Source organism: Pseudomonas sp. PDM13 (assembly GCF_025685765.1).
GTDB classification, from domain to species: Bacteria; Pseudomonadota; Gammaproteobacteria; order Pseudomonadales; family Pseudomonadaceae; genus Metapseudomonas; species Metapseudomonas solani.
The window spans coordinates 41,767-63,920 of sequence record NZ_JAOTQU010000011.1 but is presented as its reverse complement, the minus strand read 5'-3'; the positions used below and the strand labels follow the sequence as shown (position 1 = coordinate 63,920).

At 67.9% G+C, this 22,154-nt stretch carries 16 protein-coding genes; 10 read left to right on the top strand and 6 right to left on the bottom strand.

The features are described 5' to 3' along the window. The first annotated feature begins 103 nt into the window (after positions 1-103). The 4 genes from uca (at position 104) to OEJ36_RS13445 (ending at position 7,402) form a co-directional block, all read left to right on the top strand. The gene (gene uca, locus OEJ36_RS13460; RefSeq protein WP_263401914.1) at positions 104-3,745 is read left to right on the top strand and encodes an urea carboxylase; all 3,642 of its coding nucleotides are present in this window, start codon (positions 104-106) and stop codon (positions 3,743-3,745) included. Positions 3,746-3,940: 195 nt separating this feature from the next. Continuing rightward, a complete protein-coding gene (locus OEJ36_RS13455; RefSeq protein ID WP_263401913.1) occupies positions 3,941-5,014 on the top strand; it encodes a DUF2157 domain-containing protein in 1,074 nt (357 codons plus the stop codon). Beyond that, entirely contained in the window at positions 5,011-5,838 is an 828-nt protein-coding gene (locus OEJ36_RS13450; RefSeq protein WP_263401912.1) for a DUF4824 family protein, read from the top strand. The genes OEJ36_RS13455 and OEJ36_RS13450 overlap by 4 nt, the downstream gene beginning before the upstream one ends. 79 nt (positions 5,839-5,917) lie before the next feature. Then, positions 5,918-7,402, top strand: a complete 1,485-nt coding sequence (locus OEJ36_RS13445) for a sensor domain-containing diguanylate cyclase (RefSeq protein WP_263401911.1) — start codon at positions 5,918-5,920, stop codon at positions 7,400-7,402. 38 nt (positions 7,403-7,440) lie between these two features. Here the strand turns inward: OEJ36_RS13445 and OEJ36_RS13440 are convergent, their stop codons facing one another. From OEJ36_RS13440 to OEJ36_RS13425, 4 genes are all read right to left on the bottom strand, one after another. Then, a complete protein-coding gene (locus tag OEJ36_RS13440; protein ID WP_263401910.1) occupies positions 7,441-7,629 on the bottom strand; it encodes a YjfB family protein in 189 nt (62 codons plus the stop codon). A 347-nt stretch (positions 7,630-7,976) separates the two neighbouring features. Next, positions 7,977-11,624, bottom strand: a complete 3,648-nt coding sequence (locus tag OEJ36_RS13435; RefSeq protein WP_263401909.1) for a translocation/assembly module TamB domain-containing protein — start codon at positions 11,622-11,624, stop codon at positions 7,977-7,979. Next, on the bottom strand, positions 11,621-13,351 hold the full coding sequence (locus tag OEJ36_RS13430; RefSeq protein ID WP_263401908.1) for an autotransporter assembly complex protein TamA: 1,731 nt from the start codon (positions 13,349-13,351) through the stop codon (positions 11,621-11,623). The genes OEJ36_RS13435 and OEJ36_RS13430 overlap by 4 nt, the downstream gene beginning before the upstream one ends. A gap of 37 nt (positions 13,352-13,388) precedes the next feature. Next, positions 13,389-14,048 (bottom strand): GNAT family N-acetyltransferase, encoded by a 660-nt coding sequence (locus OEJ36_RS13425; RefSeq protein WP_263401907.1) that lies wholly within the window; start codon positions 14,046-14,048, stop codon positions 13,389-13,391. A gap of 134 nt (positions 14,049-14,182) precedes the next feature. Here OEJ36_RS13425 and xthA point away from each other — a divergent pair, with 134 nt between their 5' ends. Beyond that, entirely contained in the window at positions 14,183-14,995 is an 813-nt protein-coding gene (xthA, locus tag OEJ36_RS13420; protein ID WP_263401906.1) for an exodeoxyribonuclease III, read from the top strand. Between the two features lie 72 nt (positions 14,996-15,067). On the opposite strand, the gene OEJ36_RS13415 is transcribed toward xthA, so the two are convergent. After that, positions 15,068-15,394, bottom strand: a complete 327-nt coding sequence (locus OEJ36_RS13415; protein ID WP_263401905.1) for a YegP family protein — start codon at positions 15,392-15,394, stop codon at positions 15,068-15,070. A 304-nt stretch (positions 15,395-15,698) separates the two neighbouring features. Here OEJ36_RS13415 and OEJ36_RS13410 point away from each other — a divergent pair, with 304 nt between their 5' ends. The 4 genes from OEJ36_RS13410 (at position 15,699) to OEJ36_RS13395 (ending at position 19,739) form a co-directional block, all read left to right on the top strand. Continuing rightward, positions 15,699-17,069 carry a substrate-binding domain-containing protein gene (locus OEJ36_RS13410; protein ID WP_411861003.1) on the top strand — a complete coding sequence of 457 codons (1,371 nt, stop codon included), beginning with the start codon at positions 15,699-15,701 and terminating at the stop codon, positions 17,067-17,069. Positions 17,070-17,422: 353 nt separating this feature from the next. Beyond that, the gene (locus OEJ36_RS13405) at positions 17,423-18,418 is read left to right on the top strand and encodes a TerC family protein (protein ID WP_263401903.1); all 996 of its coding nucleotides are present in this window, start codon (positions 17,423-17,425) and stop codon (positions 18,416-18,418) included. A gap of 6 nt (positions 18,419-18,424) precedes the next feature. After that, positions 18,425-18,631, top strand: a complete 207-nt coding sequence (locus tag OEJ36_RS13400; RefSeq protein WP_021221225.1) for a hypothetical protein — start codon at positions 18,425-18,427, stop codon at positions 18,629-18,631. 85 nt (positions 18,632-18,716) lie between these two features. Continuing rightward, positions 18,717-19,739, top strand: coding sequence for a MerR family transcriptional regulator (locus tag OEJ36_RS13395; RefSeq protein ID WP_263401902.1), 1,023 nt, complete (start codon positions 18,717-18,719; stop codon positions 19,737-19,739). Positions 19,740-19,811: 72 nt separating this feature from the next. Here the strand turns inward: OEJ36_RS13395 and OEJ36_RS13390 are convergent, their stop codons facing one another. Beyond that, positions 19,812-21,041 carry an acyl-CoA dehydrogenase gene (locus OEJ36_RS13390; protein WP_021221223.1) on the bottom strand — a complete coding sequence of 410 codons (1,230 nt, stop codon included), beginning with the start codon at positions 21,039-21,041 and terminating at the stop codon, positions 19,812-19,814. Between the two features lie 161 nt (positions 21,042-21,202). On the opposite strand from OEJ36_RS13390, the gene OEJ36_RS13385 reads away from it, so the two are divergent. Then, entirely contained in the window at positions 21,203-22,138 is a 936-nt protein-coding gene (locus OEJ36_RS13385) for a LysR family transcriptional regulator (RefSeq protein WP_043244817.1), read from the top strand. Positions 22,139-22,154 lie beyond the last annotated feature (16 nt).

The following is a 22,154-nucleotide window of genomic DNA, read 5'->3' as shown; positions in this document are numbered from 1 at the left end:
CAGCAGAGCTGGCTCCTACAGGTGACAGCATGCTCAGCCACGGACGACCGTGGTGCAGACGAACAAGGCGGGACGGCCCGTCATCCCTTTCGAGGGCTCCGCAATGTTTGAAAAACTCCTGATCGCCAACCGCGGCGCCATCGCCTGCCGCATCCTCCGCACCCTGCGCCAACTCGACGTGCGCGGCGTCGCCGTGTACTCCGAGGCGGACATCGCCAGCCTGCACATCCAGCAGGCCGACGAGGCCCACAGCCTGGGCGAAGGCCCGGCTGCGAACACCTACCTGGTGGTGGAGAAGATCCTCGCCGTGGCCCGCGACAGCGGCGCCCAGGCGATCCACCCCGGCTATGGCTTCCTCTCCGAGAACGCCGCCTTCGCCGAAGCCTGCGAGGCGGCCGGCATCGCCTTCGTCGGGCCGACGCCGCAGCAGTTGCGGGTGTTCGGCCTCAAGCACACCGCCCGCGCCCTGGCCAAGGCCCAGGGCGTGCCCATGCTGGAAGGCACCGAGCTGCTGGAAAGCCTCGACGCGGCGCTGCTGGCTGGTGAACAGGTGGGCTACCCGGTGATGCTCAAGAGCACCGCCGGCGGCGGCGGCATCGGCATGCGCGTATGCCGCTCGGCCAGCGAGTTGAGCGAGGCCTTCGACGCGGTGAAGCGCCTGGGGCAGAACAACTTCAGCGACGCCGGGGTGTTCATCGAGAAGTACATCCAGCGCGCCCGCCACCTGGAAGTGCAGGTGTTCGGCGACGGCCGTGGCGAGGTGATCGCCCTCGGCGTGCGCGACTGCTCGGTGCAGCGGCGCAACCAGAAGGTGTTGGAGGAAACCCCTGCACCCAACCTGCCCGCCGGCATGGCCGAGGACCTTTGCGCCGCCGCCATCCAGCTGGCCAAGGCGGTCAGCTACCGCAGCGCCGGCACCGTGGAGTTCGTCTACGACAGCGAGGCCGAGCGCTTCTACTTCCTCGAAGTGAACACCCGCCTGCAGGTGGAGCACGGCGTCACCGAACAGGTCTGGGGCGTCGACCTGGTGCGCTGGATGGTCGAGCTGGCCGCCGGCACCCTGCCGCCGCTCGCCGAGCTGGCCCGCGGCCTTGCGCCCAGCGGCCACGCCATCCAGGCGCGGCTCTACGCCGAGGACCCGGGCCGCGACTTCCAGCCCAGCCCCGGCCTGCTCACCGCCGTGCGCTTCCCCGAGGCGGACGGCCGCGCCCTGCGCATCGACACCTGGGTGGAAGCCGGCTGCGAAATCCCGCCCTACTTCGACCCGATGATCGCCAAGCTCATCACCTGGGCGCCAACCCGTGACGAGGCCAGCGCCGCCCTCGATTGCGCCCTGGCCGGCTCGCTGCTCTACGGCGTGGAAAGTAACCGCGACTACCTGCGGCAGATCCTGATCGACGCGCCCTTCGCCAGCGGCCAGCCCTGGACCCGCTGCCTGGAGCACCTCGCCTACCGCGCCCACACTTTCGAGGTGCTCGGCGCCGGCACCCAGACCACGGTGCAGGACTACCCCGGGCGCCTCGGCTACTGGGCCGTGGGGGTGCCGCCGTCCGGCCCCATGGACAGCCGCGCCCTGCGCCTGGGCAACCGCCTGCTGGGCAACGAGGAAGGCGCCGCAGCGCTGGAAATCACCATGAGCGGCCCTAGCCTGCGCTTCAACACCGACGCGGTGGTGGCCGTCACCGGCGCGCCGATCCCGCTCACCCTCGACGGTCAGCCGCAGCCCCTGAACACCGCGCTGCGGGTGCCAGCCGGCGCCACCCTCGCCCTCGGCACCATCGCCGGCGCCGGTGCGCGCAGCTACCTGTGCCTGCGCGGCGGCCTGCAGCTGCCGGATTACCTGGGCAGCAAGAGCACCTTCACCCTCGGCCAGTTCGGCGGCCATGGCGGCCGCGCCCTGCGCGCCGGCGACGTGCTGCACCTGCAGCCCCTGGCCAACCGCGAAGCCGGCGCCAGCCTGCCCACCGAGCTGTGCCCGCCGCTGCCGGCGCTGCGCCGCATCCGCGTGATCTACGGCCCCCACGGCGCGCCGGAATACTTCACCCCGGCCTCTATCGAGACCTTCTTCGCCACCGCCTGGGAAGTGCACTTCAACTCCAGCCGCACCGGCGTGCGCCTGATCGGTCCGAAGCCGGAATGGGTGCGCGAAAGCGGCGGCGAGGCCGGCCTGCACCCCTCCAACATCCACGACAACCCCTACGCCATAGGCGCGGTGGACTTCACCGGCGACATGCCGGTGATCCTCGGCCCGGACGGCCCCAGCCTCGGCGGCTTCGTCTGCCCGGTGACCATCATCGAAGCCGACCTCTGGCAGCTCGGCCAGCTCAAGGCCGGCGACAAGGTGCGCTTCGAGCCGGTGGATATCGCCACGGCGCGGGAACTGGCCCAGGCACGCCACCGCGAATGCACCACCCTCTGCACGAGCGAATTCATTGGCGATGCCGGCGCCAGTGATATCGCGGATCAATCCGCGCCTACCGGTGCGACCGGGCTTTCGAGCCCCATCGTCCTCGACCTGGGCCAGGACGCCACACGCCTGGTGGCCCGCCTCTCCGGCGACACCCACCTGCTGCTGGAGATCGGCGCGGCGGAGCTGGACCTGGTGCTGCGCTTCCGTGGTCACGCGCTGATGCAGGCGTTGGAGGCCGAGGCGCTGGAAGGCGTCATCGACCTGACCCCGGGCATCCGCTCGCTGCAGGTGCACTACCAGCCGGAAACCCTGCCCCTGGAGCGCCTGCTGCAGGTGGTCGCGGGGCTCTGGGACGGCGTCTGCGCCGCCGGCGACCTCGCCGTGCCGTCGCGCATCGTTCACCTGCCGCTGTCCTGGGACGACCCGGCCTGCCAGCTGGCCATCGAGAAGTACATGACCACGGTGCGCAAGGACGCGCCCTGGTGCCCGAGCAACCTGGAGTTCATCCGCCGCATCAACGACCTGCCCAACCTCGACGAGGTGCAGCGCACGGTGTTCGACGCCAGCTACCTGGTGATGGGCCTGGGCGACGTCTACCTCGGCGCGCCGGTGGCCACCCCGCTGGACCCGCGCCACCGCCTGGTGACCACCAAATACAACCCGGCGCGTACCTGGACGGCAGAGAACTCGGTGGGCATCGGCGGCGCCTACATGTGCGTGTATGGCATGGAAGGCCCCGGAGGCTACCAGTTCGTCGGCCGTACCCTGCAGATGTGGAACCGCTACCGCGACGTCGCGGCCTTCGACGGCAAGCCCTGGCTGCTGCGCTTCTTCGACCAGATCCGCTTCTACCCGGTGAGCGCCGATGAGCTGCTGCGCATCCGCCGCGACTTCCCCCTGGGGCGCTTCCCGCTGCGCATCGAGCACAGCGAGCTGCGCCTGGCCGACTACCAGGCCTTCCTCGCCACCGAAGCCGAAGGCATCGCCACCTTCCGCGCCCAGCAGCACGCGGCCTTCAACGCCGAGCGGGAACGCTGGATCGCCTCCGGCCAGGCCCACTTCGACAGCGAGGACCTGGCGCCGGACCTGGGCGAAGACGCCCCCCTGGGCGCCGGCCAGCACGCCATCGAAAGCCATATCGCCGGCAACCTCTGGCAGGTGCAGGTGGAGACCGGCGCCAGCGTCAAGGCCGGCGACGTGCTGGTGATTCTGGAGTCGATGAAGATGGAAATCCCCCTCACCGCCCCCCGTGACGGCGTGGTCCGCGAAGTTCGCGTGCAACCCGGCTCCCCGGTGCGCGCCGGCCAGCGGGTGGTGGTGATGGAAGAGGCGTAGGGGCCACGTCACATCATCTTGTAGGGGCGAATTCATTCGCCAAGCGGTGCGTAGCACCACCTCTTCGCGAGCAGAGCTCGCTCCTACAAGATCCCCCTTAAAGCGACCTGCATCGCGCGCCGGCACGCTGCGCATTGCCCATCCACCGCGACGGTTCTAGAGTGCGAGGCGGCAACGCACGCAAAAGGACCCGCCATGCAGCCGCAAAACCGCGACCAGGCGCAGCAACGCGCTGACGACATCCAGGCCTTCCAGCGTGAAGCGGAACGCCTGCGCCAGGAGCAGGCACTGCCCCTGGACGACGCGCAGATGGCGCGCCTGGGCGAACACCACCGCCGGGTGCTGGCCGATTTCCACGACCGCTTCGATATCGACTCCGACAAACAGACCCGCCGCCTGTCCCTGAGCATGCGCATCGCCTCGCTGCTGGGCGCACTGGCCCTGGGCGCCAGCCTGCTGTTCTTCTTCTATCAGTTCTGGGGCCTGCTGCCGGAAAGCGCGCAGGTGCTGATCCTGGGCGGCGTGCCGCTGCTCGGCCTGGCGCTGACCTGGCAAGTACGCCGCCGCGACCCGTCCGGCTACTTCAGCAAGCTGGCGGCGATGCTCACCTTCGTCGCCTTCGTGCTGAACCTGGTGATGCTCGGGCAGATCTTCAACATCACGCCCTCCGACCGTGCCTTCCTCGCCTGGGGGGCCTTCGCCCTGCTGCTGGCCTACGGCTGTGACGCACGCCTGCTGCTGGTGGCCGGGCTGATCTGCCTGATGGGCTTCGTCTCGGCACGGGTCGGCAGTTGGGGCGGCTGCTACTGGCTGCAGGTGGGCGAGCGCCCGGAAAACTTCATCCCGGCGGCGCTGGGGGTGTTCCTGATCCCGCAGTTCATCTCCCAGGCGGGCTACGCCGGTTTCGCCGCCACCTACCGCCTGGTGGGGCTGATCACCCTGTTCCTCACCCTGCTGATCCTCGCCAACTGGGGCAGCGGCAGCTACCTGCCGGGCAGCCACGACCTGATCGAGGGCGGCTACCAGTTGGCCGGTTTCGTGCTCGCGGCGCTGGGCATCTGGCTGGGCACCCGCCGCGACTGGCCCGAAGTGGTCAACGGCGCCCTGACCTTCTTCATCATCTTTCTCTACACCAAGCTCTTCGACTGGTGGTGGGAGCTGATGCCCAAGTACCTGTTCTTCCTGCTGCTCGGCCTGATCGCCGTGCTCATCCTGCTGGTGCTGGGCCGCCTGCGCCGCAGCTGGCTCAATGGGGAGGAACGCCCATGAAGCTCTTCGACCGCCGCTACGCCCTGCCTGCCGCCCTGGCCCTGGTGCTGGCCACCAATGCCGTGGTGTTCGCCGGCGCCTGGTACAACCGCTCCGGCGAGCCGGACAGCAGCCTGCGCCTGAGCGAACGGGAAGTGCACCGCGACTACACCAGCTTCGGCTGGGGCAGCGATGAAAACAGCGCCCTGGCCCTGAGGCTGGACTGGCGCGTACTGCCGCTCAACGACGAGGACGAGCCATACCGGGGTGAATGGCTGGAGAACGACCGCCTGGTGGAACTCGGCTTCCCGCCCTATGACCCGGCCGCCAATGAAATCGACCTGAACACCCATGAAGCCTTCCTGGTGCTGGAACTGGACGGCCCGGCCCGGCAGCAGGCGCTGCAGCGCGCCGAACAGCGGCTGCGAAAGGCCACCGAGGCCCTGGCCCGCGACCCCGGCGACAGTGAACGCAAGGAGCGCGAGTCGGACGCCCGCAAGGCGCTGGAGCAGGAACGTGATACCGCCAGCCGCCTGTTCGTGGTCGACGTCGGCCTGGACGCCGAAGCCCTGCGTGCACGCCACCCCGACCGCCAGCGACAGGCGGTGGTGCGTGGCGAAGTCTATGTCTGGCTGCGCACCGACGACGGCAAGACGCGCATGGTGGGCGAGATTTCGCGGCTCGCGGTGCCGGCCGTGCAGGTGCCCCTCCACTGGCGTGAGGCGCTGGACAGCCAGTTGCGCGACAGCGCCTACATGCCGCCCAACGGGCCGCTGGAACTGCAACTGAATTACGGCAAGCGCCTGGAGCCCTGGATCAGCGAGGTGGTGGTGCCCAAAGGCTGAAATGCCGGGCATATCACCCGTGACGCCGCCCTGACGAGTGGCTAGCATAGTGCCACTTGACCAGGGACCTCCTCGCCCGATGCCTTCCAGCCCACGCTCCAGAAAGACCCAGCACCTGCTGGTGGTGTTGCTCGTGCTGCTGCTCGCCAGCGGCTTTCTCGTCACCTCGCTGGTGAGCTACTACGCCTCCCTGGAGTCGATCCGCGACAGCATCGTCAACACCGAGCTGCCGCTGACCTCGGACAACGTCTATTCCGAGATCCAGAAGGACCTGGTGCGACCGATTCTCATCTCCTCGATGATGAGCCGCGATACCTTCCTGCGCGACTGGGCCATGCAGGGCGAGCAGGACCCGGGGCAGATGACCCGCTACCTGCGCGAGGTGCAGGAGCATTACGGCGCCTTCACCAGCTTCTACATCTCCGAGCGCACCCAGACCTACTACCAGGCCAAGGGCGTGCTGAAGAAGGTGAGCGAGGACGAGCAGCGCGACGTCTGGTACTACCGCGTGCGCGACATGAAGGAGCCCTACGAGATCAATGTCGACGTCGACATGGCAAACCAGGACCGCATGACCATCTTCATCAACTACAAGGTGCTGGACTACGACGGCCGCTTCATCGGCGCCACCGGCGTGGGCCTGACGGTGGATGCGGTGGTCAAGCTGATCGACGCCTACCAGGAGCGCTACGAGCGTTCCATCTACTTCGTCGACACCACCGGCAAGCTGGTGCTGACCAGCGCCCAGGGCGGGCCGATGGGGGCCACGGTCGGGCAGAACCTGGCGGATATCGACGGCATGCGCGACCTGGTGGCCAAGCTGCCGCGCCCCCAGGGCGGCGACTTCACCTGGAATGAACAGGGCGACAGCCACTACCTGAACGTGCGCTTCATCCCCGAGCTGGACTGGTACCTGTTCGTCGACAAGGCCGAGGACGGCGCCCTGTCGCACATCCGCAACACGCTCTACCTCAACCTGTTCATCTGCCTGGCGGTCACCGCCGTGGTGCTCACCCTGCTCAACCTGCTGGTGCGCCGCTACCAGATGCGCATCGCCGCACTGGCCACCACCGACGTGCTGACCGAGCTGCCCAACCGCCGCGGCTTCGACATCCTCGCCGGCCAGGCGCTGCAGGAGGCCCGCCGCGAACAGCGCCCGCTGACGGCGCTGCTGCTGGACCTCGACCACTTCAAGGTGCTCAACGACACCTATGGCCACCTGGCCGGCGACCATGTGCTGCATGGCTTCGCGCAGAACCTCAAGGCCGGCCTGCGCCAGTCGGACATCATCTGCCGCTGGGGTGGCGAGGAGTTCATCCTGCTGCTCAAGGACAGCGGCAGCGCCACGGCCTTCCTCCTGGCGGAGAAGATCCGCGAGCAGGTGCAGGCGCAGCACTACCCGTTCGAAGGCAAGGAATTGCAGGTGACGGTGAGCATCGGCCTGGCCGAGATGCACCCGGACGACACCCTGCACAGCCTGATCGCCCGCGCCGACCGGGCCCTCTATCGGGCCAAGCAGTCAGGGCGCAACCGTGTGTGCAGCGAGCCGGGTAACGGCGATTGAGGAAAGCGAGCGGTTAAGCGGACGCCGAGCGCAGCGGCTCAGGCCATCACGTCGATGGTGTTGCCGAGGTTCGGCGGGTTGCTGGAAACCGGCGAAGGCACCGCTTCCAGCAGCGCCAGGGCGCTTTGCGACTGGATGTCCATCGACTGCTTGAGCACGGCGATCTGCACCTTCATGGCGAGTTGGGCGGCGCTGGCGTCGGAGATGGAGGCGGCGGAAACTTCCACGCGTTTCGAATCCCTGGGGAGGTGTGTTCGGGATAGATTCTGAGGTCTATCGCCGCCCCTGAAAAGCACCGTCAGTCGCCTGGAACCCGCGCCGTTGCGCTTGCGGCAGCCCTCCAGCCTCCCCAAAGCACAGAGCCGTAGGATGGGTAGAGCCCGGCGAAATCCATCATGGGCCGCGTCGACCCGCATGGGTTTCGCTCCGCTCTACACCATCCTACGAAAGTCCGTGCGCACCACGTGGCGATGCGCTGGGCGAAGAAAGTTGGAGCAGGGTTCCGCTTCGCTCACCAACAGGGCCGCTCCGTTGCCCATGGGCGAATGAATTCGCCCCTACAACACCTGCCCCATCAGAAATCACGCTTGTAGAACAGGTCCAGGGAGCTGGCGAGGCCGCTGGCGGCTTCGAGGTAGAGGCGTTTGGTGAGTTCGTAGCGCAGGGCGACGACGCTGGTGGGTTCGAGCACGCCGAGGCCGTAGCGGATGCTGAGGCGGTCGGTGAGCACGCCGGTGGCGCCGTCGTCGCCGATCTGGAAGTCCTTGAGGCCGAGCTTCTGCGCCAGTTCGCTGGTCAGCGGCGCACTGCCGGACAGGCCCAGCGCCAACGCGGCCTGGCCCAGGGCGTTGCCGTCGCTGCCGCGCTCCAGCGGGCGACCCAGCACCAGGTAGGACAGCGCCTGTTCCTGGCTCATGGCCGGGGTGGAGAAGACCTGGGTGGTGGGTTCGTCGGCACGGCCGTTGAGGCGGATGCCGGCGGTGACGTCGCCGATCTTGCGGATCGCCTCCACGTCCAGGTAGGGCTGGTCCAGCGGCCCGGCGAAGAGCAGGCGCGCACGGCGCAGGTCGAGGCGCTGCCCATAGGCGCGGTAGCGGCCGTTCTTCAGGTTGAGTTCGCCGCGCCCGGCCAGGTTGTCACCCACCTTGAGGTGACCGGCCAGGTCGGCGGTGAGGCCGAAGCCGCTGAAGGACAGGCGCTCCTGGCCCACCTCGACGTCGATGTCCATGGCCAACTGCAGCGGCGCCTGCTCCTCCTCCCGCTCGCCCACCAGGTGCGCGTCCGGCGACACCTTGACCGCCTGGGGCGGCAGCTCGCGGATCTTGATCTGGCCACGGGGTACCAGCACCTTGCCGGTGAGCGCCAGGCGCTGGTCGGCCATGCGCACCCGCAGGTCGGGGTCCACTTCCAGGTTGGCGTAGGGCTCCACCACCACCGGCAGCGAACTGCCGCGGACCGCCAGGTCCATCTCCAGGCCCTGGCTCCAGGCCAGGGTGCCGGAGAGGTTGCCGTTGCCTTTCTCGCCGCTGCGCCAGGCACCGCTCAGCTCCAGGCTCTCGCCGGCGATGCGGGCGTCGAGGCTGAGGTCCTCGATACGGGTGGGCAGGTCGCCGCCGGCGAGCTTGCCGCCGTGCAGGCGCACCTGGCCCAGCACATTGGGCGCCAGCAGGGTGCCGCCGAGGGTGCCGGCGCCATCCAGCTGGCCTTCCAGTTCCTCGACACCGGCGACGAAGGGGCGCAGCACGGCGAGGTCCAGCCCTTCCAGGCGGAAGTCGCCGGACAGTGGCTTGCGCAGCGGGCGCGGGTCGAGCCGGGCGTCCACCTGCAAGCGGCCGAGGCGCTCGCCCTGGAACAGCAGGCGGCTGTCGATGCTCTGCGGCCGCAGGGTGCTTTCCAGGCGCATGGCCTGGTAGGGGAAGTCGACCCACTTGCCGTCCTTGCCCTCCTCGCGCAGGCGCAGCACGCCGTTGCTGGCATCCAGCTGCACGCGACCGCTGGGGCCGCGCGCGGGCAGTTCGAGCTGCACGTCGCCGTCGAGCGTGCCGTGCCAGGCGAAATCGTCCGGCAACCATTCGGCCAGGCTGTCGAGGGGGAAGTCACGCAGGCGGTAGTCGAGCTTCGGCTCGGGCAGCAGGCGCTGGTCGCCGCCACAGAGGCTGGCGGGGCCGGAGCGCCAGCAATGGGCGCCCAGCTCCAGGCGGCCGTCGGCCAGGCGCTGCAGCTTCGCAGGTTGCTCCAGGCGCCAGTCCTGGCCGCCGCTTTGCAGTTCGCCCCGGCTCAGGCGGCCGCGCCAGTCGCCCTTGTCCAGCAGGCCGTCGAGGGCCAGCTGCAGCTCGAGCAAAGGGCCTTGCAGGCGCGTTTCCAGCTGCTGCCGCTGCTTATCACCCGAGGCCTTGAGGCTGAGGTCGCCCAGGGCCTTGTCGCCGGCCTGGAGCTTGCTGGCGTCCAGCTGCAGGGTGCCGTTCTGCCGTGCATCCAGCCGCGCCTGCAGGGTCAGCTGGCGCAGGCGCTGGTCGCCCATGCCCAGGCGATCGCCCTTGAGGTCCAGCTGCCCCTGGGGTGCGTCGGCGCTGCCGGCCACCACCAGCTTGCCGGTGAGCCCGCCGAACAGGCCGGGCCAGAGCTGGCCCAGGCGGCCCAGGGCGATGTCCAGCTGGCCGTCCAGGCGCTGGTCGAGGCGGCCTTTGCCATCGATGCGGTTGTCGCCCAGGCGGACCTGCAGCTGATCCAGGTCCCAGCGCTGGCCGGCGCCTTCGGCCACGGCCTTGAGCAGCGCCGGCTGGCCGCGCAGCTGGCCCTTGAGATCGAGGTCGGCCTTGAGTTCGAGCTGCTGGCGGAAGCTGCCCTTGCTCGCCAGGGTGCCGGCCAGGCGGCCCGGCAATTCGGCCAGCCAGTAGGCCGGGTCGAGGTCGCTCAGGCTCAGTTCGCTGTCCCAGTCGACGCCGTCGGCGAAGCCCAGTTGCAGGCGGCCACGGGCCTTGCCCTGCCCGGCCGTCACCTGCAGGTCGGGCAGCTCGACGCGGGCCAGGTCGCCCTGCAACGGGCTGGCCAGGCTGAAATCGCCTTCCGGCCCTTTGAGCGCGGCGTCGAAGCGGCCCTGGTAGCGGCCCTCGCTGAAATGCACCTCGCCGTCCAGGCGTTGCAGGGCCACGGGCGGATCCTGCTCCTGGGGGTAGAGGCGCTGCCAGGGGAAGTCGCGCCAGGCGAGCTGGGCGTCGATGGCCAGGGCCTGCTGCCAGTCGATGCGCCCCTGCAGCTGCAGGCTCTGCTCGGCGGCGGCGCTGAGCAGCAGGCGCTGGACCTCGGCCCCAGCGGCGGTGACCTTGCCGGCCAGGTCGAGGGCGACATCACCGCCCTGCCCCGGCAGGTTGGCGCGGCCCTGCAAGGCGTAGCCCTGTTGCAGGTCGCCCTTGGCGTCCAGCTCGACGCGTTGCAGGGTGAGGGTGTCCGGCAGCCCGGCCTGGGCCTTGAAGGCGGCGGCGCGGATGCGCGCGCTGGCGGGCAGGTGCGGCGCCAGGGGCTGCAGCTGGCCATCGAGGGTGGCGGCCAGGTAGCCGCTGCTGGTCGCATGGGCCACCAGGGTGCCTTGCAGGTCGCCTTCGGCCTCCAGGGCCAGGGACCAGGGCTGGCCCTCGACCGCTGGCAATTGCAGGCTGCCACTGGCCTTGAGCGGCCAGCCGTCACGGGGTTGCAGGGTGCCCTGGAGTGCCAGGGCCAGGTCGCCGTGGCGCAGGCTGACTTCGTCTATATGCAGGCCATCGCCCAGCCATTGGGCGCGCAGGTGCAGGCCACTGAGCTGTTCGCTGCCGTCCAGCTCGAAGCGCTGCACGCGCACCTCGCCCAGGCGGATCGCCAGGGGCAGCTCCAGGGCCGGCAGTTGCAGGGGCTCATCGGAGGCCTCGCCGCCCGGGGCCAGGCTCAGGGCCACGTCGTCGGCCGTCAGCGTGTCGATGCACAGGGTCAGCTGCAACAGGCAGCCTGGCGACCATTCCAGCACCGGCGCGGTGATCGAAAGGCTGTCGCCCGCCTGCTGCCAGGCCAGGCGCTCGGCACTCCAGCGCCCGCCGAGCGTGCCGCTGAAGCCTTCCACGGTGAGGCCCGGCACCCGCGCCAGCAGCCAGCGCCCGCCGGCTTCGCTGAACAGCAGCGCACCGACACCCGCCAGCGCCAGGGCCAGCACGCAGGCCACCGCGAACAGGCCGAGCCGGAGCCCGCGCCTCACAGTTCGGGGCCCATGGAGAAGTGGATGCGGAAGCCGCCGGGGTCGTCCAGCGCCTTGGCCAGGTCGAGGCGGATCGGCCCCACCGGCGACACCCAGCGCACGCCGATGCCGGCGCCGGTCTTCATCGCCGCGTTGAGCGAGTCCATGGCGTTGCCGCGGTCGACGAAGGCGGCGATGCGCCAGCGCTCGGCCACCGGGTACTGGTATTCGGCGCTGCCCACTACCAGGTAGCGGCCGCCGACCTTGTTGCCCTGGCGATCCTCGGGGGACAGGGTCTGGTAGTCGTAGCCACGCACGCTCTGGTCGCCACCGGCGAAGAAGCGCAGCGACGGCGGGATGGCGCTGAAGTCGGTGGTGGCGATGCCGCCGACCTGGGCCCGGGCCAGCACCCGGTGCCCGCCGGGCAGGGTGTAGAGCCCCTTGGCCAGGGCGCTGGCGTAGGTCATGTCGGCGTCGGAGAGGATGCCCTCCTTGGCCGCGCGCAGGTCCACCTGCAGGTGGTAGCCCTGGCTGGGGTCGAGGCGGTTGTCGCTGCGGGTGACGCTGTAGCCGATGCCAGGGATGAGGAAGCTGCTGCGCCCGTCCGGGCTGCCATCGCCGAAGTCGTAGCTCTCCTGCTCCCAGCGCAGGGAGACGACCCGCTGCCAGTCATCCGGCAGCTTCGATTGCCACTGGGTGCCGAGGGTGAAGCGGCGGCTCTCGACGTCCACCAGTTGCTCGCGCTGGAAGCCGCTGGTGAAGCGCAGGCTGTCGGTCAGCGGCGGATCGAGGGGAATCTCGTACCAGGCGCCGACGTTCTGCCGTACCGCCGACACCTCGGTTTCGGCACCCAGGCGGTGGCCCTGGGGGTTGACCCAGTGGCGCGTCCAGTTGGCCCGCGCGCGCGGCCCGACGTCGGTGGAGAAACCGACGCCCAGCCCCATGGTGCGCGGCTTCACCGCGCTGAGCTGGACCTTGACCGGTATCCGCCGGCCCTCCCCCGGGTCGGGCAGGGCATCCACCCGCACCTCGTCGAAGTAGCCGCTGGCCTGGAGGTTCTGGTTGAGCTTGGCCACCAGGTCGGCGTCGTAGGGGGTGTTGACGGCGAAGGGCACGAGGCGCGCGAGCAGCGCCTCGTCGAAGGGGGTGTCGCCCTGGAAGCTGACCCGACCCAGGTCGTAGCGCGGGCCGCTGGCGTACACCAGGTCGATGTCGGCGATGCCGGCGCGGGGGTCGATGTCGAGGCGCCGGGAGAGGAACTTGCCATCGAAGAAGCCGTAGCGCAGGGCCTGGTTCTGGATGAGCTTCTTGGCGTCTTCGTAGGCGCCGTGGTTGAGCGGCTGGCCGGGCTGCAGCGCCTTGCTCTGGGGCACGCGGAATGCCTTGAGGACACCCGCTTCGCCTTCGATACGCACCTGCACGTTGCGCAGGCGCACGGGCTCGCCGGGCACGACCTCCAGCTGCAGCTTGGGGTCATTGCCGGGAAGCACACGGCTGTCGATCTCCGCCTGGTAGTAGCCGAGGGCCTGGGCAGCTTGCTGCGCCTGGTCCTCCGCGGCACGGCGGTAACGCCGCAGGGCGGTTTCATCACGGTCGCCAAGGCTGCCGATGAAGGCCTCGATATTGGCCTTCAGGGCAGCATTGGCGGGGGTCACCTTGACGTCCAGCGAGGCCTTGGCCAGCGCGGTCGAACAGAGACACGACAATCCGAGCGCGAGTAGCCCACGCAATCCTTGGCACCAATTCATTCGCGGGATGCTAGCACGTGTTGCCTACAGTCTCGTCCTACGCGTTCGCTTGCAGCGCCGTTGTCGGCGTCGGATTGGGATGGAAGAACACGTGTTCCAGCACAGGCCCCAGCGCGACCTCGCCGATCTCCTCGTAGCCCTGGCGCTTGTAGAACTCCAGGTAGCGGGCGTTGCCGGTATCCAGCACCACGCCCTGGGAGCCGGCATCCTCTGCGCACCAGTCGTGCAGGGCCTGCAGCAGCTTCTCGCCCAGGTGCTTGCCCTGGAACTCCGGGTGGATGCCCAGCAACGGCAATACGTGGTAAGGCCCCGGCGGCAGGCAGGCGAGCACCGCGTCGTGGTACTCCAGGTAGCGCTTGGTGCAGCGGAAGCCGGTGGTCATCAGCATGCGCAGGCGCCAGCCCCAGCTTTCGGTGATGTCCAGCCGGCGTTGCGGCGGCGCGATCAGGGCGATGCCCACCAGGCGGTCCTCGATGAGCAGGCCGACGGCCGGCAGGTCTTCGAGGAAATGCTGCTGCACCAGCTCGCGCACCGTGGCGCGTACGCGCTGGTCGTAGCCGGCGCGCTCGGCCTCGAAGAGGTAGGCGAAGGTGGGTTCGTGGCGATAGGCGTGGTAGAGCAGCGAACGTGCCTCGCGGGCATAGCCGCCGTCGAGCATGCGGACTTCAACCGGCGCGGTGGGGACGTATCCAGGCATTCACGGTGACCTCGTTTGTTATGTGGTTATCAGGCCCACAGGCAAGGTAGCACCGCCCCCAAGGCCTCGCCACACGGGTGGCAGGGCGTGCCGACGATGGGCTAGGATCGGCGTTTTTCCAGGATGGCTCCGTCATGAAGATCGTTTCTTTCAATATCAACGGCCTGCGTGCCCGTCCTCACCAGCTCGAAGCGCTGATCGCCAAACACCAGCCGGACGTCATCGGCCTGCAGGAAACCAAGGTCTCCGACGACCAGTTCCCCGAGGCGGATATCCGCAAGCTCGGCTACCACGTGCACTACCACGGGCAGAAGGGCCACTACGGTGTCGCACTGCTCTCGCGCCAGGAGCCGCTGTCCCTGCACAAGGGCTTCCCCAATGACGACGAGGAGTCCCAGCGCCGCTTCATCTACGGCACCTTCGCCGATGAACAGGGCAACCCGGTGACGGTGATGAACGGCTACTTCCCCCAGGGCGAGAGCCGCGACCACCCGACCAAGTTCCCGGCCAAGCAACGCTTCTACGCCGACCTGCAGGAGCTGCTGCTGGGCAACTTCAAGCCGGACCAGCCGCTGGTGGTGATGGGCGACATCAACATCTCGCCGGAAGACTGCGACATCGGCATCGGCGAGGAGAACCGCAAGCGCTGGCTGAAGACCGGCAAGTGCAGCTTCCTCCCGGAAGAGCGCGAGTGGCTGGCGACCCTGAAGAGCTGGGGCCTGGTGGACAGCTTCCGCCACCTCAACCCCGAGGTGAACGACCGCTACAGCTGGTTCGACTACCGCAGCCGCGGCTTCGAGGACGACCCCAAGCGCGGCCTGCGCATCGATGTGATCCTCGCCACCAGCCCGCTGCAGGCACGGATCAAGGACGCCGGCATCGACTACGACCTGCGCGGCATGGAGAAACCCTCCGACCACGCGCCGATCTGGCTGGAACTGAGCTGATCGCACCGGGTTTCCCGGCAATCAGGCACAAAAAAGCCCATCTCGCGATGGGCTTTTTGCTATCCGCCGGGCTTAGGCCAGCTCGACCTTGGGCGTGGTGCCGAGGGTCATGATCTTCTCGATGGCGGCATCGAGGGTCGGCTCCGAGTCATAGAGGTGGCTTTCGAGGATCACCTCGCGTCCGGCCTTGAGACGGAAGTAGTTCTTGCCACCCGTGGCCATGCGACGCTCGTAGCGCTCCTCATTGGCGCAGTGGTTGCGGAACAGCGCGATGGCACTTTCGGCGCTGTCCCGGCAGGGGTAGCGGCCGCTTTGCAGCACGACCTGCGCCTCCCGGGTCTTCAGGCGGAAGCGATATTCACCGTTGCCGTACTTCTTCAGCTCGAACCAGCCAGCCATTTCCAACTCCTTAGTCACACATGGATGCACCCCGAAAAGCGGGGCCTTGGTGCCTGGCACGGGCGGGCGAGGGACGCTTGAGCTTCCTTGCCTGCCGCCCGGCCAGACAAAGTTGCGAACCATACCGATGGCCGCGCGGGCGGTATGTCGGGGCGCCCGGGCAGCCGTCGTAGGCCCTGGGCCATGCGCGTGGCGAGAAAGGTCCCGGGGCCCATTGCAGAGCGCTTTGTAATATCTCCGTCACCTCGCTGACTTAATCTCGCGGCACTTCCCAGTCACCCCTAGCGATAAGGCCCGCCGCATGATGCGCGACCTCAGTGAACGAGATATCTGGAGCCGGACCCTCAGCATGCTGCTGCTCGGTTTCGTCTGCTACGCCCTGCCCTGGTCGGTGTTCGCCGCCCTGCCCCTGCCCGCCGACAAGAGCCCGGCATTGCGCATCCAGGGTTCCAACACCATCGGCGCCAAGCTCGGCCCAGCGTTGGTACGCGGCCTGATGGAAGAGGAAGGCCTGGGCGGCATCCGCCAGGAGCCCGGCACCCAGGAGAACGAAGTGCAGCTGGTGGGCCGCGCGCCCAACGGCCGCGAAGTGCGCATCACCGTAGCCGCCCACGGCTCGGGCACCGGCTTCGTCGCGATCAAGGACGGCAGCGCCGACCTGGCCGCCGCCTCGCGCCCGATCAAGGACGCCGAAGCCAGCGACCTCTCGGTGTTCGGCGACCTGAAGAGCCGCTATGGCGAGCATGTGATCGCCATCGACGGCCTGGCCATCATCGTCAACCCGGGCAATACCCTGGCCAGCCTCGGCACCGAGCAGCTGGCGCGCGTCTTTGCCGGCGAGGTGAAGACCTGGGAGGAGATCGGCGGCAAGGGCGGTGCCATCCACCTGTATGCCCGCGACGACAAGTCCGGCACCTTCGACACCTTCAAGGAACTGGTGCTGGCCGCCCACGGCAAGAGCCTCGCCGCCAGCGCCAAGCGCTTCGAATCCAACGACAAGCTCTCCGAAGCCGTCAGCGCCGACGCAGCCGGCATCGGTTTCGTCGGCCTCGCCTCGGTGGGCAAGTCCCGCGCCGCCTCCATCGCCGATGGCGAATCCCAGGCCATGGCGCCGTCGGTGACGCAGATCGCCACCGAGGACTACCCGCTGTCGCGCCGCCTGTTCTTCTATATGAAGCCCGGCGAGAAGAACCCCTGGGCCCAGGCCCTGGTGCGCTTCGCCCAGGGCCCGCGCGGCCAGGCCATCGTCGCCCAGACCGGCTTCGTCGCGCAGATGGTGCAGGCGGTGAAGGTCGCCGCCCAGCCCGACATGCCCAAGGACTACCAGCAACTGGCCCGCGACGCCCAGCGCCTGTCGGTGAACTTCCGCTTCCAGGAAGGCAGCGCCAACCTCGACAACAAGGCCCTGCGCGACGTGGAACGCGTGCTGGACTACCTCAAGGAGAGCGGCAAGCTGTCCAACCAGGTGACCCTGGTGGGCTTCGGCGATCCCAAGGCCGACCCGGGCCGTGCCGCCCTCCTCTCCAAGCTGCGCGCCATGGCCGTGCGCCGCGAACTGGCCAAGGCCGGCGTGTCCTTCCGCGAGATCACCGGCCTCGGTGACGAGCTGCCGGTGGCCGCCAACAGCGAGGAAGGCCGCATCAAGAACCGCCGCGTGGAAGTCTGGGTCTACTGACCGATCCGACCTCCCGCGCCCTCGTCGCCCCTGTCCGGTTCGCTCCGGACGGGGGCGATTTCTTTTGGCTCAAGGATGGCGGCGCTGCGCTCCGCTTGGCGACTGAAGTCGCCCCTACAATCGCATGCCCCCAACCCATCCCGGAAAGCACGGCTGAACATTCCCTTCGCACTCCCCGCCCCCTCCGCAGTCGATAACCTTGACCGCGCGCAATGAAATGAAACGTTGCCGGTTTTACCGGCGACGCCGCTGCGCTAGCCTTCCCTTATGTGACGCCGGGCCCCTCTGACGGTTTGCACCCGCCATGTCGGAGTCACTGTTGAGCATTCAACACGACAAGCAAGGAGGGGCTCATGTCAGCTCTGCACACGTTCCTGTTCGCCGACTTCCTCGGCACCGCCACCTGGCTGTGGCTGGTGTTCCTGGCCATCGTCTTCGGCCTGCTGGTGTTCGACCTCGGCGTCCTGCACCGCGACCAGCATGAAATCGAGATGCGCGAGAGCCTGCTGCTCTACAGCGGCTACTTCTGCGTGGGCGTCGCCTTCGGCGGCTGGGTCTGGTACGAGCTGGGTTCCCAGGCCGCGCTGGAGTTCTACACCGGCTTCCTGGTGGAGCAGTCGCTGTCCATGGACAACGTCTTCGTCATGGCGATGATCTTCGGCTTCTTCGCCATCCCCCGCCGCTACCAGCACCGGGTGCTGTTCTGGGGCATCCTCGGGGTGATCGTGCTGCGCGCGCTGATGATCGGCCTCGGCACCGCGCTGGTGAAGGAGTTCGACTGGATCCTCTACATCTTCGGCGCCTTCCTGCTGTTCACCGGGGTGAAGATGCTGTTCGCCCGCGAGGACGCCGAGCGCGACCTCTCGCAGAACCCCGTGCTGAAGTTCGTGCGCAAGCACATGCGGGTCACCGATGAACTGCACGGCGCGCACTTCTTCGTGCGCCTGCAGAACGCCTCCGGGCACCACCTGCTCTGGGCCACCCCGCTGTTCCTCGCCCTGGTGCTGATCGAACTGGCCGACCTGGTGTTCGCCGTGGACAGCGTGCCGGCGATCTTCTCCATCACCCAGGACCCCTTCATCGTCTACACCTCGAACATCTTCGCCATCCTCGGCCTGCGCTCGCTGTACTTCGCCCTGGCCGCGCTGATGCACCGCTTCGTCTACCTCAAGTACGCCCTGGCGCTGGTGCTGATCTTCATCGGCGGCAAGATCTTCCTGCACGGTTTCATCGGCAAGATTCCCGCGCTGCTCTCTCTTGGCGTAACCTTTGGCCTGCTTGCCGGTGGCGTGCTGCTGTCGCTGTTCAAGACCCGCGACCGCCCCCAGGCTTCATCAGCCGGAGACTGAGAATCGATGCGAGACGTGCAGATCGTAGTGCTCGAACAACGGGGTCGAGTGATCTGGCAGGTAAAGATGGGACAACGCGGTGTGAGCTTCCACGAGGAGCTCGCCGCGCGCACCTTCGCCGCCCAGCTGCACATGCGCCTGGAGTGGCTGCGCCAGCAGCGCGACGCCGCGCCGCCCCTTTCTCACGAACCCTCCCTGCCTCACCAGGATTGAATCAGGATTGATTCCAGCCCTCGCTTGACCCTCACGCAACGTCAGGCCCGAGGATGCCGCCAGGCACGCGAGGAGACACAAGGACATGTCATTGAAAGTCGGTGAACTGGCCAAGCGCTGCGGGCTGACCGTCCGCACCCTGCACCACTACGACCAGATCGGCCTGCTCCGCCCTTCCGCGCGCTCGGGTTCCGGTTATCGCCTCTATGGCCGCTCGGACATCGCCCGTCTCCACCAGATCCAGGTCCTGCGCAAGCTGGGCCTGTCCCTGGCGGAGATCGGCGGGTGGCTGGACGAGGCATCGCTCTCCCCCCTCATCGAGCAGCAGATCCACCAGCTCGACCGGGAGATCGCCCACCGGCAGCTTCTGCGCGAACGCCTGGCCACCCTCGGTGGCCAGCTGAAGAGCGGCCAGGAGCCGGAACTCTCCGAATGGCTCACCACTCTGGAGTTGATGAATATGTACGACAGCTATTTCTCCCCGGAAGAACTGAAGCAACTGCGCCTGTATGCGGACGAGGCGCGGCGGCGCGAATGGGCCGGGCTGGTGGCCCGGGTCCAGGTACTGATCGCCCAGGGCGTACCACCCCAGGCCGAGGAGGCGCAGGCGTTGTCGCGTACCTGGATGACCATGCTGGAGGCGGACACCGGCGGCAACCCGGTGCTGTTCGCCAAGCTCAATGCCATGCACGAGGCGGAACCGGCGCTGCGCGAGGAAACGGGCATCACCCCGCAGACCATGGCCTATGTGGTCCAGGCCTTCAGCGAAACCAAGATGGCGATCTACCAGCGCCACCTGACGCCCGAGGAGTTCGCCTACCTCAAGGCCAACTACGGCAAGCGCATGCACGAATGGCCACCGCTGATCGCCGAGGTGCAGCAGCAGATGGAATCCGGCGCACCAGCCGATGCCCCGGCGACCCTGGCCCTCGCCCGGCGCTGGCTGGAGCTGTTCCGCTCCTACGCCGGTGACGACCCACGCACCCAGCAGAAGATCCGCCAGGCGCTGGTGAGCGAGCCGGAACTGCGCCACGGCTCCTGGGCCAGCGATGCACTGCTGGACTACCTGCGCCAGGCCATGGGCCACCTGATGGCCGCACGCGGCTGAGGCCTTCCACCACCTGAAACGAAAGAGGCCCGCACGGTTTCCCGTGCGGGCCTCTTCATTACTGCTCGGCGATCAGTGACCGCTGCGCAGCATCTCTTTCGGTACGTACTTGCCGATCTCGAACTTGCCGATGGCCGCTCGGTGCACTTCGTCCGGGCCGTCGGCCAGGCGCAGGGTGCGCTGCATGGCGTACATGTAGGCCAGCGGGAAATCGTTGGAGACACCGGCACCGCCGTGGATCTGGATGGCGCGGTCGATCACCCGCAGGGCGACGTTGGGCGCCACGACCTTGATCTGGGCGATCTCGCTCTTGGCCACCTTGTTGCCCACGGTGTCCATCATGTAGGCCGCCTTCAGGGTCAGCAGGCGCGCCATGTCGATCTCCATCCGCGAGTCGGCGATCTTGTCGATGTTGCCGCCCAGGCGGGCCAGCGGCTTGCCGAAGGCGGTGCGGCTGACGGCACGCTTGCACATCAGTTCCAGTGCGCGCTCGGCCATGCCGATGGAGCGCATGCAGTGGTGGATGCGGCCTGGGCCGAGGCGGCCCTGGGCGATCTCGAAACCACGGCCTTCGCCGAGCAGCACGTTCTCGTAGGGCACACGCACGTCTTCGAACAGCACTTCGGCGTGGCCGTGGGGTGCGTCGTCGTAACCGAACACCGGCAGCGGGCGGAGGATCTTCACCCCGGGGGTGTCCACCGGTACCAGGATCATCGAGTGCTGCTGGTGGCGCGGCGCGTCCGGGTTGGACAGGCCCATGAACACGAGGATCTTGCAGCGCGGGTCGCAGGCGCCGGAGGTCCACCACTTGCGGCCGTTGATCACCCACTCGTCACCCTGGCGCACGGCGCGGGCTTCCATGTTGGTGGCGTCGGAGGAAGCCACGCCCGGCTCGGTCATGGCGAAGGCGGAGCGGATCTCGCCGCGCAGCAGCGGTTCCAGCCATTGCTTCTTCTGTTCTTCGTTGGCGTAGCGCACCAGCACTTCCATGTTGCCGGTATCCGGCGCGGAGCAGTTGAACGGCTCCGGGCCCAGCAGCGAGCGGCCCATGATCTCGGCCAGCGGTGCGTATTCCATGTTGGTCAGGCCGGCACCGAGTTCGGACTCGGGCAGGAACAGGTTCCACAGGCCTTCGGCCTTGGCCTTGGCCTTGAGCTCTTCCATGATCGCGGTGGGCTGCCAGCGATCACCCTCTGCGACCTGTTGCTCGAATACCGGCTCGGCCGGGTAGACGTAGGTGTCCATGAACGCCGTTACGCGTTCACGCAGTTCCTGGACCTTGGGGGAGTAGGCGAAATCCATGCGGAGCTACCTTCTGACGGATGTTTTCTGGGTACGGGTGAGGTGTGGAAATGATGCTAGAACAGCGATTAAGATTTATCTAACCTATTTTCACCGTGTATAAACATTCATCACCGATATATGATCCGCCCATAAAAACAGCCTACGGAGTGCACTCGGACATGAATCTGAACAAGGTCGACCTCAACCTCTTCATCGTCTTCGATGCCATCTATACCGAGGCCAACCTGACCCGCGCCGGGCAGATCGTAGGCATTACCCAGCCCGCCGTTTCCAACGCCCTGGCCCGCCTGCGCGAGACCTTCAACGACCCGCTTTTCGTGCGTACCGCCCAGGGCATGGTGCCCACGCCCATGGCGCAGAACATCATCGGCCCGGTGCGCAACGCCCTGCAGCAGCTGCGCATCTCGGTGCAGGAGAGCCGCACCTTCAACCCGAGCCAGGCCAACAAGACCTACCGCATCAGCATGACCGACCTCACCGAGACGGTGATCCTGCCGCCGCTGTTCCAGCGCCTGCGCCGGCTCGCCCCCAACGTGCAGATCGAGAGCTTCCTGGCCAAGCGCCGCGAAACCACCAAGGAGCTGGCCGCCGGGCGCCTGGACTTCGCCGTCGACGCGCCGCTGAACACCGACCCGCAGGTGCGCCACGTCAAGCTGATGGAAGACCGCTACGTCTGCGCCATGCGCCGTGGCCACCCGCTGGCGAAGGAGAAGATCAGCCTCGACGAATACCTGTCGCTGACCCACATCCATATCTCCAGCCGCCGCAGCGGCCTCGGCTACATCGACCTGTCCCTCGGCAAGATGGGCATCCAGCGCAAGATCGCCCTGCGCTCCCAGCACTACCTGATGGCCTCCACCGTGATGCAGAACACCGACATGGCGATGACCGTGCCCGAGCGCTTCGCCCGCCGCCACGAGCTGCACTACGTCGAGCTGCCGGTGAACGACGTGCCCTCCCTGGAAACCCACCTCTACTGGCACGAAAGCACCGACCAGGACCCGGCCAACCGCTGGATGCGCGAGCAGATGATCGAGATCTGCCAGCAGGTCACCGCCCAGGAACAACGCGCGGAAAAAGCCGAGAAAGCCTGACCCGCCACGCAAGGAC